The sequence below is a fragment of the Goodfellowiella coeruleoviolacea genome (assembly GCF_024171785.1).
Classification (GTDB): Bacteria; Actinomycetota; Actinomycetes; order Mycobacteriales; family Pseudonocardiaceae; genus Goodfellowiella; species Goodfellowiella coeruleoviolacea.
The window spans coordinates 251,113-265,400 of record NZ_JAMTCK010000014.1 but is presented as its reverse complement, the minus strand read 5'-3'; the positions used below and the strand labels follow the sequence as shown (position 1 = coordinate 265,400).

Sequence of the window (14,288 nt, the reverse complement as noted above, 5' to 3'; positions counted from 1 at the left end):
CCGTCGGACAGCGTGCTCACCTCCTCGCGCCGGACTGACCCTGGGCTCGGCGCGCGGTCAGCACCTGGCGCAGGTCGGAGCGGATCTCCGGGGTCAGCGCGTGCCCGGCGTTGGCCACGAACTGGGTCATCTCGTAGCCGACCACCTTCATGTCGCAGTCCGGGTTGGTGAGCACCGCGAGCCCCGCGCCGGTGCCGATGCCCATGAACAGGAAGTAGCCACTGCTGAGCCGCATGATGATCTGCTCGCAGGCGCCCTTGTCGAACAGGGCCGCGCTGCGGCTGGCCAGGCTGAGCAGGCCGCTGGCGATGGCGGCGAGCTGTTCGGCGTCGTCGGTGCTGACCGAGTCCGACGCGGTCAGCGGGAACCCGTCGGCGGACATGATCAGCGCGTGGCTGACGCCGTGCACCTTGCGGACGAAGTCGTTGATCAGCCAGGCGAAGTTGTTGGCCGGGGAGCTGGTGTTCTCAGCGGTCACTGGTTTCCTTCAACTGGTTGTTCAACTGGTTGTTGCTGGTCAGCCTCGCGGGCGCGCTGCTCGTCCAGCGCCTCCCGCTCGCCGGCGGTGAAGGCGTCGAGATCGGCGAGCAGCCGGTCGGGATCACCACCGGTGGTTGGCGGTGGCGGTGCCGCGTTCGGGGTGCCGGGGTCACCGGACGGGTTCTTCAGGCTGCGCGAGACGCGACGGGGCAGGCCGTTGGCGGTGACCCCGCCCCGCGCCCCGGGCTGGCCGACTCCGGGCTGGCCGGCGCCGAACGGGCCGGCCGGGGGTGGTGCCGGCGCGGCGGGCGCGCGCCGGGGCAGGCCGGCCGGGGTCGTGCTGGACACCGGCGCCGCCGGCCGCGGTTCGACGCTGGCCGGCCGCTCGACCGGGGCTGCGGCGGGGGTGGCGCCACCGGGCCGCACCACGGTCTGCCCGCCGGACCAGTTGGCTTCGGGGAGTTCGCCGACCAGGGCGGCGGGCAGCAGCACGGTCGCGGTGGTGCCGTGCGGCATCCGCCGGTCCAGCGACACCCGGATGTCGTGCCGGTTGGCCAGCCGGCCGACCACGGCCAGCCCCATGTGCCGCACCGCGTCGTCGTCCAGCACGGGCGCGTTGACCAGCCGGTCGTTGAGCGTGCGCAGCCGTTCGGGCGGCAGCCCGATGCCCTCGTCCTCGATGCGGATGAGGATGCTGCCCTGCTCGGTGAGGTGCGCGCTGACCCGGACCGGCGAGTTCGGCGGCGACTGGTTGGCGGCGTTGTCCAGCAGTTCGGCCAGCAGCCGGCTCAGGTCCTCGGCCGCGAACCCCACCACGCCGAGGGAAACCACCCGCCCGATGGTGATCCGGGCGTAGTGGTCGATCGCGGACATGGCGGCCCGCACCACGTCCACCAGGGAGGCGGTCTCGGACACGGCGTGGTCGGTGCCGCCGCCGGCGAGCACGCGCAGGTTCTCGGCGTTGCGGCGCAACCGGGTGGCCAGGTGGTCGATCTGGTACAGCTCGGCGAGCCGGTCGGTGTCCTCCTCCTTGGCCTCCATCGCCTCCAGTTGGGAGAGCAGGGCGTCCAGCAGGTTGAGGTCGCGCAGTGCGATGCTGTCGCAGATGCCGGCCAGTGCCGCGCTCGACGGGCGCTGCGCCTGGGGGTCGGCGGTTCTGGTCCCGGCAGGGCTCGCCCCGTCCGATGTGGACGTGTCTGGTGTGGACGGTTGGGCAGTGGGGGACCGGTGCTCACCGGCCGGCCGGACCGGCGGTGCGGGGCGGGGCGCCCCGAGCAACTGTGCTGCGGCCACTCGTGAGCGGTCCAGCAGCACCCGTGAGCGGTCCAGCAGTGTTCGCGCCCGGGTAGCCATCTAACCACTACTTTCTGTCGCGCACGCGCCTGACTCAGGCGGCCACACGGTCGACAACGGCAGCTATGCAAGCAGAGTCACCCGATCTTGTCCACCGTCGTTGTGCCAAGTGGACCTGGATCACTGTCCGCGACCGCGGTGCACGGCGATTGTCACCACGCGGTGACACCGGGTCTGCTCGGTGCTCGCCCCAGTGGCGGACGCCGGCGGGCACCCGTCGTGCGCGGCAGCCGACATCCACTGTGGTCACGAATCTGGCCAGTTCGACCTGCCCGAAGATTTTCTCGGGGAGCCGTTCGACATCGAATCCCCCGTGCGTTCGGCTTCGCGGCCGAATCCTCCGGTGCGCCGACCACGGCTACCACCGAACCAACGGTTCAGCGCACCAGTTGGCGCGGTTCGGCGAGATCGTTTCGCTCAATGCGGACAAGGCGGAACCATGTCGGCTGGAATTATTATTATCTGACATTTCCGCGCCGCGGGAACGCTACCGTGAGGAATATGGCCGAGCAGTCGGGTGATCGCGTGGAAAACAGGGTGGGGACGAACTTCGGCCCGCTGGTCCAGGCCGGAACGGTGCTCGGCGGCGTCAACTTCTACGACACCTCCCGGCCGCCGCTCGCGCAGCGGGCCTTGTTGCCCGAGCCCAGCCTGCCAGCCAGGTTTCCACCCAGCGCGTTGCTGCGCAGTGAGTACAAGATCGTGCCGTTCCACGGCCGGGGCGACGAACTCGACGACCTCGTCGCGTGGTGCGGCACGGACGAGCCCATCGGGATCCGGTTGTGCACGGGCCCGGGTGGCCAGGGCAAGACGCGCCTGGCACTGGAGATGATCGCGTTGCTGGTGGGTCGGGGGTGGACCGCCGGCCGCCTGCGCACCGGCTGTGACGAGTCGACGCTGGGCGAACTGTGCGCACTGCCGGCCGACACGCTGCTGGTGGTGGACTACGCGGAGAGCCAGCCCGAGCAGGTGGGAACGCTGCTGGAGGTGGCCGCCGCCCGACCGGCCGGCGCGGGTCGGCTGCGGCTGCTCCTGCTGGCCAGGAGCGCGGCGGAGTGGTGGCCGCAGCTGCAGGCCGCCGTGGTCGATGACGGCATCGCCGCGCTCATGGACGAGGCGGAACACGCGCTGTCCCCGCTGTTCGGCGATCCGGCGGACCGCTCCCGCCTGTTCACCCAGGCCCTGCTGGCGTTCGCGGACCACGGTGGCTGGCCGCGGGTGGAACTGGTCCCGCCCGACGATCTCGCGCAGCAGCGCTTCGCGTCCGCGCTGGCCCTGCACATGGCGGCACTGGCCGCGCTGCTGGACCACCAGGACGCGGTCGAACCAACGAGGGCCTACCGCGACCCCGCTGCCCGGGTGCTGCACCACGAACAGCGCTACTGGAAGATGACGGCGCAGGCGCTGGCACTGCCGCACACCCAGCCGAGAACCCTGCGCACCGTGATCACGATTGCCAGTTGCTGCGGCGCGACCAGCAGGGACGAGGCGGTGGAGTTGATGGACCGCGTCCCGGACCTGGGTGGCGAGCACGAGCGGGTGCGCGGCCAGTACGCGGACTGGGCGCACGAGTTGCATCCCGGCGAACGCTGGCTGAACTCCGTGACACCGGACCTGCTCTGCGAACGTCTCGTCGCCGACGTGCTGGTCGAACAGCCGGAACTGGCGGTCGCGGTCGGCAGGGCCGCCGTCACCACCGAACAGCAGTTCACGCTGTGCACCCTGCTCGGCAGGGCCGCGGAGCAACACGCCAGCGTGCGCAACGCGTTGGGCACCATCGTGGCCAGTGGCGCGGACAGGTTGTGGCTCGTGGCGGCCGCGTTGACGTCCTATCTCGCCCGCCCGGACCTCATGCAGGCAGCGCTGATCGAGTCCGTCGACGGAGTGACCGACCGGAACATCCTCTGGTACGTGGCCGAACAGATGCCGCACACGCACCGCAGTTGCGAGTTGAAGATCGCCATCGCCGAGCAGGCGCTGCGACAGTTCCACGATGGCGTGGACCGCGATGTGGTCGCCGAAGCCGGGTTGCACTTGGCGCTGGCGGATGCCCTGACGTCGGCCAATCGGTTCGACGAGGCCCTTGAGCACTACCGCGGAGCGATCCGCCTGTTCCAGAAGATCGTGCCGGATCAGCCGGAACGCTGCGCGGACCATTACCTCCGCGCGCTGTGCAACTACGCGACGCAACTGGACAACAACGGTCGCCACGACGAGGCGCTGAAGGTGTGCGACAGGGTGTTGGCCGAGGCCGAACGATACGGCAGCGGTGACGACGGTTACCTGCGGGCCAGCGTGTGGTGGTGTCGTTCGCAAGCGCGCCACAACAGGAAGCAGCCGGCGAAAGCGGCGAAGGCGATGGAACGAGCGGTCGCCGAGTGCCGAGCGGCCGTGGCGAGTGACGAACGCGCCAAGGCCCACCTGCCGCTGATGATTATGAATCTGGCGAACCGCTACAGCGACCTCGGCTGGCACGATGAGGCACTCAAGACGATGGAGGAGTCGGTCTCGATATATCGGGAACGCGAGAGTGCCCACCCGGATCCGTTGAATCCGAGCTTCGGTCAGGTGCTGTTCAACTATTCGGCGTGTCTGTACGACTGCGGCAGGCCGCAGGAGGGGAGGGCGGCGCTGGTGGAAGCGGCCCGGCGGCTGGCACGGGTGACCGAGCACCACACCCCGCGCCTGCCGCTGCTGTGGTCGGTCCTTGAGGTGTGGGGCAGACGGCTGGCGCACAGCGACTTCGCGGACGAGACGGTGCGCGCCGAGTACGAGGAACTGGCGACACTCCACGCTCGCACCGACTGGCCGGTCGACGGCCGGCGTGGGCGAACCGCGTTCGCGATCATGCTGGACTACTGGGTGAAACTCGGTCAGTGGGGTGACCGGGCGAAAGCCGAGAAATGGCGGAGGAAAACGTTCGAGATCTTCCCGGTGCAGTCGAGGTTGCTGTGGCGCGCTGCTCAGGTTGCTGCTTTGCGTTCATCGGTGAGCACACGTGATCGGGCTGGCGAATGACTGGACAGGCGTAGCCGGTGACCTGGTGCCCCTGGCCCAACGGGTGGGAAACCGGGCACGCGCTCCACTGTGGACGGTCCGCACGAGATCGCCGTCGGGGTGCGCGCTCGTGCGGTGTCCTCCGCCGCTCCGCTGATCAGCCGGCCAGTTTGCGGAACAGACCCTCCAGGTCGCGTTCGCCGTCGCGGGTCTGGGCGCCGTTGGCCAGTCCGCCCCGGAGCAACCGCTCGGCCGAGGGCAGGGCGATCTGGCCGGCCCAGGCGTGGTGTTCCCGCAGGAAGCCCTCGGCCAGGTCGTCGGGGACGATGGCGCGTTTGGCCGCGGCGACCACACCCTCGGGCAGCGCGGCGATGTCGCGGGCGAGGCGGTCGACGAAGGCGTCGAGTTCGTCGGCGGGGACGGCCCGGTTGACCCAGCCGTAGCGCTCGGCGGTCCGCGCGTCGAAGAGGTCGGCGCCGAGCACCACCTCCAACGCGCGGTTGCGGCCGATCCGGCTGGCGAGGTACTGGGTGCCCCCGCCGCCGGGCACGATGCCCATGAGGGCCTCGATCTGGCCGAGGCCGGCGCGACCGATCGCCGCGAACGCCATGTCCGCCGCGGTGACGAACTCCGCCCCGCCGCCGCGGGCCAGGCCGGCGAGCTTGACGATCGTCACCTGGGGCTGGTGCCGGAGCATTTCGCCCAGGGACTGGAAGACGTTGACGCCCTCGGGTGTGTCGGCCGCGAGTTCGTCGACGGCGTCCGGCGCGTCGACCAGGGACATGTCGACGTGGGCGATGAAGAAGTCCGGGTCGGCGCTGTCGAACACGATCACCCGGACCGAGTCGTCGTCCCGCAGCCCGGTCAACAGCCGCCGCAGGTCGGCCATGAGGGCGACGTCCAGGACGTTGACGGGCGGGTTGTCGAGGGTGACGCGGGCGATGCCGGCCTCGTGGCGCACGCGCAGGGTCGCGTAGGCGTCGTGGTGCACGAAGATCTCCGATCCGTACCTGTCAGGCAGCTAGGTTCCTGATGTATACCTAGGCTGCGGCGCCGGGAGATCGGCGTCAATAACGCACTTTCGGCATCGCAAGGATCGCGGAGGATACCGACATGACCGCTTCCGACACCGGCACGGACCCGGGCATCGTCTACCGGGCCGACTGCCCCAGCCGCCCGATCCTCGACCAGATCGCCGACAAGTGGTCGATGATGGTGCTGGCCGTCCTCGACCGGCCGCGCCGGTTCAACGACATCAAGCGCCGCCTCGAAGGCGTGACCCAGCGGGTGCTGACCCAGACCCTGCGCCGCCTGGAGCGCAACGGGATGATCGACCGGCGCGTGCTGCCGACCGCGCCGATCGGGGTCGAGTACTCCCGCACCCCGCTCGGCGAATCCCTGCGCGAGCCCTTCGGACACCTCTACGACTGGACGACCGCGCACGCGGACGAGATCCAGCGGTGCCAGCAGGACTACGACCGGCGTCAGCACGCCGCACGGTCCTAGTCCGCCACCCGGTGCCGCGCCGCCGACGTCACGGCGCGCCGACGCGGGCGCCGAGGGCGGGGTGGTCGCGGGGCAGCAGGAAGCTGGAGGACCGGATGGCGCCGGTGGCGTCCCGCGGTCCGGTGAGCACCGACTGGTCCGTGCTCACCAGGTCGGCGTCGGACCAACCGCTCTTGATGTCCCAGGAGTTGCCCGAACCCGACGACGAGGACCCCAGCGCGACCGGCGTCGTGTTGCCCACCGCGAGGTTCCCGGTCAGCGTGGAGCTGGAGCGGTCCACGTCGAAGCCGGTGCCGGGATTGCGGTAGGCGGTGTTGCGGGTGAGCGTCAGCGCGCCCGGGTTGCCGTTGTCGGTGTAGCCGTGGGCCGCGTTGGCGAAGGCGACGGTGTTGGCCACGACGTGGGCGACGGCCGGGGCCGGGCTGCCGCCGCCCAGCTTGAAACCGTTGCCGTCGCCGGCGAAGTCCGGGAAGTTCCACCGGTTGACGCCGTTGCCGTAGGCCACGCTGTGCTCGACGCGGATCGGGGAGGCGAACAGCCACGCGTCAAAGCCGTCGTCCACGTTGTTCCACAGCCGCGCGCCGCGCACCACGTTGCCGGTGCCCGAGCCCTCCTTGATGGCCAGGCCGTCGGCGCTCTCCCCGTTCTTGCGCGGGTCGTGGTTGCCGTAGCTGTCCAGGTTGAGGATGAGGTTGTTGCTGGACGCGCCCTGCAACTGGAAACCGCTCTCGTAGTTGTCCCGCGTCACCAGGCGTTCGAACACGTTGTCGTCGCAGCCGGCGCAGTAGTACGCGTACGGCCCCCGGATGATCTCCAGCCCGATCACCCGCCAGTGCGACGCCTCCTGGTGGAACACGCCCCGCTCGGCCCTGGGGATGCTGCCGCCGACCGGGGTGTGGCTGGCCGGCAGCCGCTCGCCGTCCACCACCACGTGCTCGCCCGGGTAGTTGGCCAGGGTGATCGGGTTGCCCGGCTGGCCGCTCCTGGTGATCTGGATGTTCGTGGTGACCGCGTACGTGCCGCCGCGGACCAGGATGACGTGGCCGGGCTGGGCGAGGTCCACGGCCTTCTGGATGGTGCGCAGCGGCTGCGCCAGCGTGCCGGGGTTGGTGTCGCTGCCGTTGGTGGCCACCACCAGGGTTGGTGACTCGGCCAGTGCCGGGGCGGCCGGGACGAGGGTGGCCAGCGCACAGACGAGCGCGGTGAACAGTGGGCGGACGGGCATGCTCGGCTCCGGGGCAGGCGGTCGGGTGGTCCGGTGCTGTCCATTCCCGGTGGGCGTCGGCGCGACCGGCCAACCGGGCGCCGTCGCCGCGGCGCTGATCCGATCCGAGGAGGGGCCGGCCAACCTCGGCCGGGCCCGTGTTCCGGACGCTAACCAGCGACCGCGCGCACTGTCAACCGCCCGGTCAGCCGGCTGCCCGGCGCGCGGCGGTGTCCGGGTGCGCGGCCAGCAGCCGGTCCAGCCGGGACTCCACGTCCGGGCAGGTTCGCCGGACGGTGTCCAGGAACGCGGCGAGCACGGGTGAGCGGTCGGCCGCGCGGAAGGACAGCAGCAGGTCCGGCAGCCGCACCCGAGGCGTCACGTCGCAGAACCAGACGTCGTTGCGGGCCACCCGGCGCATGCTGTCCGGCCCGAGCCCCACACCGACACCGCACGCGGCCAGGCCGACGATGGTGTGCACGTCCCGGGCCACGGTGGCACCGTCGAGCGGACACCGCTCGGGCGCGAACAGCGCCCGCAGCATCGCGCTGACCGCCGGTTCCTTGTCCGGTGGGGTGATCACCAGGTCCTCCCGGGCCAGCTGGTCCACGCCGATGGTCGACCGCCCGGCGTGCGGGTGCGCGGTCGACACCACGGCCACCAGGTGGTTGGTCCAGAACGGCACGGTGACCAGGCTCTCCGCGCCCACCCCGCGCGGGGTGGCCCGCCCGACGGCCACGTCCAGTTCGCCGGCGAGCAGCGCGGCCGTGCCCGCCGGGCTCTCCATCTCCTGCACGGCGAGCCGCACGTCCGGATGGGTGCGGCGGAAGCGCCCGAGCACCGCGGGCAGGGGCGCGAGCAACGCGGAACCGATGAACCCCAGGCGCAGCCGGCCGGTCTCGCCGCGCGCGGCCCGCCCCGCGTCCACGACCGCGCCGGCCATCTCGTCCAGCGCCCGGCGGGCCCCGGCCAGGAACGCCGCACCGGCCGCCGTCGGGAACACGCCCCGGGGGGTGCGGTCGAACAGCCGCTCGCCGACCTCCCGCTCCAGCGCGGCGATCTGGGTGGACAGGGGCGGCTGCGCGATGCCAAGGGACGCCGCCGCGCGGCCGAAGTGCTGGTGCTCGGCCAGGGCCAGGGCGTAGCGGAGGTGTCGAGCTTCCACCCGGCGCACGATACGTCAGAGATATCGCGCGGGGCGAAGTCAGATATGGAAGTGGATAGCGCGGGCGTCTGGCGGGTGAGCTGGGGGCACCAGAAACACCAGCCAGAAAGGCGCACCCATGACTCAGCTTCCGCCAGCCGAGACCCTGTTCGTGCTGGTCCACGGCGCGTGGCACTCCTCGGTGCACTGGGCGGCCACGCAGCGGGCCCTCGCCGGCCACGGCCTGGCCAGCATCGCGGTGGACCTGCCCGGCCACGGGATCGACGCGCCCGTCCCGTCCGGCTATTTGCTGGCCGGGCAGCCCGGCCTGGCCACCGAGAAGTCGGCCGTGGCCGACGTGACCATGCGGGACAACGCCGACGCCGTGCTCGCGGTGCTGGCCGACGTCCGCCCCCGGTTCCGGCACGTGGTCCTGGTCGCGCACAGCGCCGGCGGTGGTCCGGCCTCCGCCGCGACCGAGCGGGCGCCCGACCTGGTCGACCACCTGGTGTACCTGTCGGCGTTCGTCCCGGCCGGGCGGCCGAGGTTCGCCGACTACATCGGCGCGGAGGAGAACGCGGACGCCGTCATCATCCCGCCCGTCGGTGACCCCGCCGAACTCGGCGCGTTCCGGATCAACCCGCTGTCCGACGACCCGGACCTGGTCGCCACCATCCGCCGGGCCTTCCTGAACGACCTGCCCGCGGCCGCCCCGGACGGCTGGCGCCACCTGCTGCACCCGGACCTGCCGACGGCCGTGTTCGCCGAGCCGGTGCCGGTCACCGCCGAGCGCTGGGGCCGGGTGCGGCGCACCTACGTCCGGCTGACCGACGACCTGGCGCTGCCGCTGGGCACCCAGGACCTGATGATCAGGGAGGCCGACCGGACCACGCCGGAGCACCCGTTCCAGGTGCGGTCCCTGCCCGGCGGGCACTCCCCGTTCGTGACGCGGCCGGACGACCTCGCGGCGCTGCTGGCCAGCCTGGCACCGGGCGTGAACACCGCGCACGGAGACCCGAGGTGACCGTCACGTCGCGGGTGTCCCGGCCGGTCCGGGCCCCGCGCCTGGTCCTGCCCGTGGTCCTGTCCGGGACCTTCGTGCAGCTGCTCAGCGTGACGGTGATGCAGGTGGCCGTGCCCGACGTGCAGCGGGACCTGGGCGCCGGCCCGGGCACCGGGCAGCTCGTGCTCGCCGGCTACACGCTGACCTTCGCGTGCTCGCTGATCACCTCGGCCCGACTGGGCGACCGGCACGGCTACCGCCGGCTGTTCGTCCTCGGGATGGCCGTGTTCACCGTGGCGGCGGTGATCGCGGCGGTGGCCCCGACGGCCGGGCCGCTGGTCGGCGGCCGCCTGCTCCAGGGACTGGGCAGCGGGCTGATGGCGCCGCAGATCCTGTCGATCATCCAGACGGCCCTGCCGGACCAGCGCAGGGCCCGCGCGCTGGGCGCCTACGGCGCGACCATGGCGCTGGCGTCGCTGGCCGGCCCGCTGCTCGGGGGTGTGCTGCTCCAGGCCGATCCGCTCGGGCTGGGCTGGCGCGCGGCCATGCTGCTGCCCGTGCCGGTCGGGGTTCTCGCCCTGCTCCTGGCGCCCGCACTGCCCGCCGGCGGTGGGCGGCGGGGCCGGGAGTCCCGCGTCGACGCGGTCGGCGCCGGGCTGAGCCTGGCCGGGTTCGCCCTGCTGGTGCTGCCGCTGACGCTGGGCCGGGACGCCGACTGGCCACTGTGGACGTGGCTGAGCCTGGCCCTGGCCGCGGTGCTGCTGGCCGGGTTCGCGGTCGCCCAGCGCAGGGTCGCGCACCCGCTCATCCACCCGACCGCGCTGGCCGAGCCGGCCACGAGGTGGGGGATCGGCCTGGTGTTCGTGTTCAACGCCGGCGTCCCCTCGTTCACGCTGCTGCTGTCGCTGCACGCCCAGGGCGCGCTCGGCTACAGTCCACTGTGGACGGCAATGGTCATCACGCCGTACGCCGCGGGCGCGCTGGTCGGCAGCGTGCTCGCGGAGCGGCTGGGCCGGCGCTTCGGCGCCACGGCCCTGACCGCCTCGGCCGCCGCGTTCGCCGCGGTGTGCCTGCTCGTCGCCGTGACGCTCGGGGTGCCGGGGCTGGGCTGGGTGCTGGCCCTGGTGCTCGCGGTGGGCGGGTTCGGCTTCGGGGTGTTCACCGCCTCGGTCTTCGCCCAGATCCTGGCGCGGGTCCGGCCAGCGGCCGTCAGTTCACTGTCCGGGCTGCTGCCCACCGCGCAGCAGTTGGGCGGCACCCTGGGGGTCGCCATCGCCGGGGTCGTCTACTTCGGACCCGCGCCCGACGCGGGCAGCGCGCTGTGGCACGCCATGACCTACCAGGCCGTGGTCTTCGCCGCCGCCGCGGGCATGGCGGCGGTGGTGGCCCGGGCACGGCCAGCCGGGCCACCAACCGTCGACCGCTGACCGGTCGAGCCCCGGTCAGCCGGTGGCGTCCGGCGCGGTGGTGCCCGGCGGGGTGGTGCCCGGCGGGGTGGTGCCCGGCGGGGTGGTGCGCTGCCTGGCGGGCAGGGACAGACCGGCCAGGAAGATCAGGCCGGCGGCCACCACCAGCGTCCAGAAGGTGTTGCCGTAGGCCGATTCCTGGGTCGCGGTCAGCAGGTTGCGCTGCAGCACCAGGGCGACGATGGCCACGCCGAAGGCCCCACCCAGCTGGTGCAGCACCATGGCGGCGCTGGTGGCGCGGGGCACCATGTCGCCGGGCACGGTCCGGTAGAGCGACCCCATGGTGGGGGCGCCGACAAAGCCCACCCCGAAGCCGGCGAGCAGCGTCCACGGCACCAGCCAGGCCACCGGGGTGGTGGGGCCGGCGGTGATGAACACGACCGCGGTGGCGGCGATGACCAGCCCGCCGATCGGGACCAGCACCCGGGCGCCGAGCCGTTCGCTGTAGCGGCCGGCCACCGGGTTGCCCAGCAGGGTGCCCACGCCCAGCGGCGCCAGCAGCAGGCCGACCGCCAGCGGGCTGTAGTCGCGGACCTCCTGGTAGTACAGCGGGATCAGGAACAGCAGGGAGAACAGCACCACGCCGAGGACGGTCATGCCGAGCGCGCTGGCCGTGTAGGTCCAGCGGGTGAACAGGCGCGGGTCGATCAGCGGCGTGGTCCTGGTGCGCAGCGCGTGCACCAGGTAGGCCGCCAGGAACAGCCCACCCACGACCAGACCGGTCAGCACCGGGGTGTTGGCGAAACCGTTGCCGTCACCCGCCCGCGACAGCCCGTACATCAGGAACGCGCTGCTCGGGCAGAGCAGGGCGATGCCGAGCACGTCCACCCGGGGCGCGCCGCCCGCGGTGGCCGGGGTGTCGGCGGGCAGGTAGCGCAGGGCCAGTGCGATCGCGGCCAGTCCGATCGGGACGTTGATCAGGAACAGCCAGTGCCAGTCGAGGTTGGCCAGGATCACCCCGCCCAGCAGCGGGCCAAGCACCGGGCCGACGGTGATGGCGCCCAGCAGCCCCATCAACCGGCTGACCCGGGCCGGGCCGGCCGCGCGCACCAGCAGCGCCAGCATGATCGGCTCCAGCATGCCGCCGCCGAAGCCCTGGAGCACCCGGAACGCGATCAGCACCGGCGCCGACCAGGCCAGGCTGCACAGCACCGACCCGATCACGAACGCCACCAGCCCGGTCAGCCACATCCGCCGGCCGCCGAAGCGGTCGATCAGCCAGCCGGTCAGCGGGGTGACCACGGCGACCGCCAGCAGGTACCCGGTGGCCACCCACTGGATGGTGTCCAGCCCGGCGCCGAACTCGGTGCGCAGTGTCTCCACGCCGACGTTGACGATGGTGGCGTCGAGGAACGCCATCATCCCGCCCAGCACCATGACCAGCACTGTGCGCATGAGCGGCCAGTCGAACTCGGTGGGTGGACTCGGCTCGGTCGTGTCCGGCCGGGTGTCGGACATGGGCACCTCGTTGGGTTGTGAGGGGTGGTCGGATCGCGTGTCGGGTTGGTCACTCTGCGTGGTCCCGACGAAGCGGACGAACAATATCCCAGTCCGTCCGCCCCGCGTCACCGAAATGCCCGGACCACCTCCTCGTGCAGCCGGGCGATCTCCTCGGCCGGGTCGGCGGGCGGCCGGGCCGGCACCAGGATCACGTGGTGCGCCCCGTGGTCGCGGAACTCGGCGACCCGGTCGACCACCGCGCCGTACCCGCCGAACGCGTAGATGTCGGCGGTGGCGAAGCCCGGCTTGTGCCGCCGCACCTCGTCGTCGAGCTGCGCGGCCAGCCAGTCCTGCCCGTCCAGCTCGGGCGGGACGTAGACGACCTGCACGGCGTGGGTGACCTCCTTGCGCCCGCCACGCCGCGCCACCAGCTCGTCGATCATCGCCCGCCGCGCGCCGAACTCGGCCGGGGCGATGAACGACGGCACCCACCCGTCGGCCGTGGCCGCCACCCGCCTTGCCGCCCGCACCGAGTGCCCGCCCAGCCACACCGGCGGCCGGGCCAGCGCGTCGTCGGCGTCGAAGAACGCGGCCAGGTCGGCCAGCAGCTGCTCCATCGCCCGCGCCGCCAGCCGGGGATCGGGGATCAGCGCCTCCCTGGGCCCGCCGAGGCCCAGTTGGGCGACGAACCGGCCGCCGGAGGCCGCGGCCAGCGCGCTGAACCGCTCGGCCAGCGGCAGCGCCGGCAGCCCGGCCGCCACCAGCACGTGCGGTCCCACCAGCAGCCGCTGCGTGCGCCGCAGCACCTCGGTGACCAGGTCCAGCACCGGCGGCAGCGCGCCGTTGGTGTTGTACAGCCACACCGAGTCGAACCCGACCCGCTCGACCTCGGCGACCAGGTCCCACAGCCGCTGCGGCCCCGGGTCGGCCCGCAGCAGGGTGCCGAAGCAGAACCCGAACTCCATCACGCCTCCACCGGCCGGTAGAGCGAGATGTGCGAGCGGTCCCCGGCCAGGAACGGCCGGGTGCGGGCCCAGTCGCCCCACCGGCCGACCAGCCGCAGCCCGGCGGCCTCGCACATCAGGTCCAGCTCGCAGGTGGAGGTCAGCCGCAGCGCCATCGGGTGCAGCCGGGTCTGGCCGTCCCGCAGGACCACGTGCTGCGCGAAGTAGTGCTGGTGCACCGGGTCGTACTGGGCGGCCAGCAGGTGCAGCTCGTCCGAGGTGATCCGGAGGACCTCAAGGCCGGACCGGGTGAACGCCGCCGGGTTGGCCTCCTCCAGCACCAGCACGCCGTCCGGCGCCAGGTGCCTGGCGATGTTGCGCAGGCACAGCCGCTGGGTGTCCGCGCCGGCCAGCTGGAGCAGCGAGTTGACCACGAGCACGACCTTGAAGCGGCCCCGCACCGGCATGTCGATGAAGTCGCCGAGCACGGTCTCCACCAGCCCGTCCGGGTCCTTCTCGCGCAGCTGGGCCAGCATCGGCTCGGACACGTCCACACCGGTGACCTTCACCCCGCGCCGGGCCAGGGGCAGCGCGACCCGGCCGGTGCCCACCCCCAGCTCCAGCACGGGGCCGCCGTCGGCCAGCTCGACCACGGTGTCCACGGTGTCCGTCGGCGACCAGTTGCCGTGCAGCTGGTCGTAGCTGTCGGCGATCCGGTCGCCGTAGGTGGACTGCTGGTAGCCCTGCACGC

General features: G+C 72.4%; 12 protein-coding genes. 4 read left to right on the top strand and 8 right to left on the bottom strand.

The window, feature by feature from the left end:
* Nucleotides 1-16: 16 nt before the first annotated feature.
* Together LX83_RS27740 and LX83_RS27735 are read right to left on the bottom strand one after the other, a co-directional pair.
* Nucleotides 17-478, bottom strand: coding sequence for a roadblock/LC7 domain-containing protein (locus LX83_RS27740; RefSeq protein WP_253776586.1), 462 nt, complete (start codon nt 476-478; stop codon nt 17-19).
* Nucleotides 475-1,833 carry a sensor histidine kinase gene (locus LX83_RS27735; protein WP_253776585.1) on the bottom strand — a complete coding sequence of 453 codons (1,359 nt, stop codon included), beginning with the start codon at nt 1,831-1,833 and terminating at the stop codon, nt 475-477. The genes LX83_RS27740 and LX83_RS27735 overlap by 4 nt, the downstream gene beginning before the upstream one ends.
* Before the next feature lie 501 nt (nt 1,834-2,334).
* Here LX83_RS27735 and LX83_RS27730 point away from each other — a divergent pair.
* Nucleotides 2,335-4,851 carry a tetratricopeptide repeat protein gene (locus tag LX83_RS27730; protein ID WP_253776583.1) on the top strand — a complete coding sequence of 839 codons (2,517 nt, stop codon included), beginning with the start codon at nt 2,335-2,337 and terminating at the stop codon, nt 4,849-4,851.
* Between the two features lie 136 nt (nt 4,852-4,987).
* On the opposite strand, the gene LX83_RS27725 is transcribed toward LX83_RS27730, so the two are convergent.
* Nucleotides 4,988-5,821 carry an enoyl-CoA hydratase/isomerase family protein gene (locus LX83_RS27725; RefSeq protein ID WP_253776582.1) on the bottom strand — a complete coding sequence of 278 codons (834 nt, stop codon included), beginning with the start codon at nt 5,819-5,821 and terminating at the stop codon, nt 4,988-4,990.
* Nucleotides 5,822-5,943: 122 nt separating this feature from the next.
* Between LX83_RS27725 and LX83_RS27720 the strand changes: the two genes are divergently transcribed.
* Complete coding sequence (locus tag LX83_RS27720; protein WP_253776581.1) at nt 5,944-6,336, top strand: winged helix-turn-helix transcriptional regulator; 393 nt, start codon at nt 5,944-5,946, stop codon at nt 6,334-6,336.
* Between the two features lie 28 nt (nt 6,337-6,364).
* Here LX83_RS27720 and LX83_RS27715 read toward each other — a convergent pair whose 3' ends face one another.
* Both LX83_RS27715 and LX83_RS27710 read right to left on the bottom strand, forming a co-directional pair.
* Nucleotides 6,365-7,561, bottom strand: coding sequence for a right-handed parallel beta-helix repeat-containing protein (locus tag LX83_RS27715; RefSeq protein ID WP_253776580.1), 1,197 nt, complete (start codon nt 7,559-7,561; stop codon nt 6,365-6,367).
* A gap of 184 nt (nt 7,562-7,745) precedes the next feature.
* Nucleotides 7,746-8,705 carry a LysR family transcriptional regulator gene (locus LX83_RS27710; RefSeq protein ID WP_253776578.1) on the bottom strand — a complete coding sequence of 320 codons (960 nt, stop codon included), beginning with the start codon at nt 8,703-8,705 and terminating at the stop codon, nt 7,746-7,748.
* Nucleotides 8,706-8,823: 118 nt separating this feature from the next.
* Between LX83_RS27710 and LX83_RS27705 the strand changes: the two genes are divergently transcribed.
* A complete protein-coding gene (locus tag LX83_RS27705) occupies nt 8,824-9,708 on the top strand; it encodes an alpha/beta hydrolase (protein WP_253776576.1) in 885 nt (294 codons plus the stop codon).
* Nucleotides 9,705-11,114: an MFS transporter gene (locus LX83_RS27700; protein ID WP_253776574.1), complete on the top strand. Its 1,410-nt coding sequence runs from the start codon at nt 9,705-9,707 to the stop codon at nt 11,112-11,114. Before LX83_RS27705 ends, LX83_RS27700 begins: the two co-directional genes overlap by 4 nt.
* A 15-nt stretch (nt 11,115-11,129) precedes the next feature.
* On the opposite strand, the gene LX83_RS27695 is transcribed toward LX83_RS27700, so the two are convergent.
* From LX83_RS27695 to LX83_RS27685, 3 genes are all read right to left on the bottom strand, one after another.
* Complete coding sequence (locus tag LX83_RS27695) at nt 11,130-12,611, bottom strand: DHA2 family efflux MFS transporter permease subunit (RefSeq protein ID WP_253776573.1); 1,482 nt, start codon at nt 12,609-12,611, stop codon at nt 11,130-11,132.
* A gap of 107 nt (nt 12,612-12,718) precedes the next feature.
* Nucleotides 12,719-13,558 (bottom strand): LLM class flavin-dependent oxidoreductase, encoded by an 840-nt coding sequence (locus LX83_RS27690; RefSeq protein WP_253776572.1) that lies wholly within the window; start codon nt 13,556-13,558, stop codon nt 12,719-12,721.
* The gene (locus LX83_RS27685) at nt 13,558-14,286 is read right to left on the bottom strand and encodes a class I SAM-dependent methyltransferase (RefSeq protein ID WP_253776571.1); all 729 of its coding nucleotides are present in this window, start codon (nt 14,284-14,286) and stop codon (nt 13,558-13,560) included. The genes LX83_RS27690 and LX83_RS27685 overlap by 1 nt, the downstream gene beginning before the upstream one ends.
* Nucleotides 14,287-14,288: the final 2 nt, after the last annotated feature.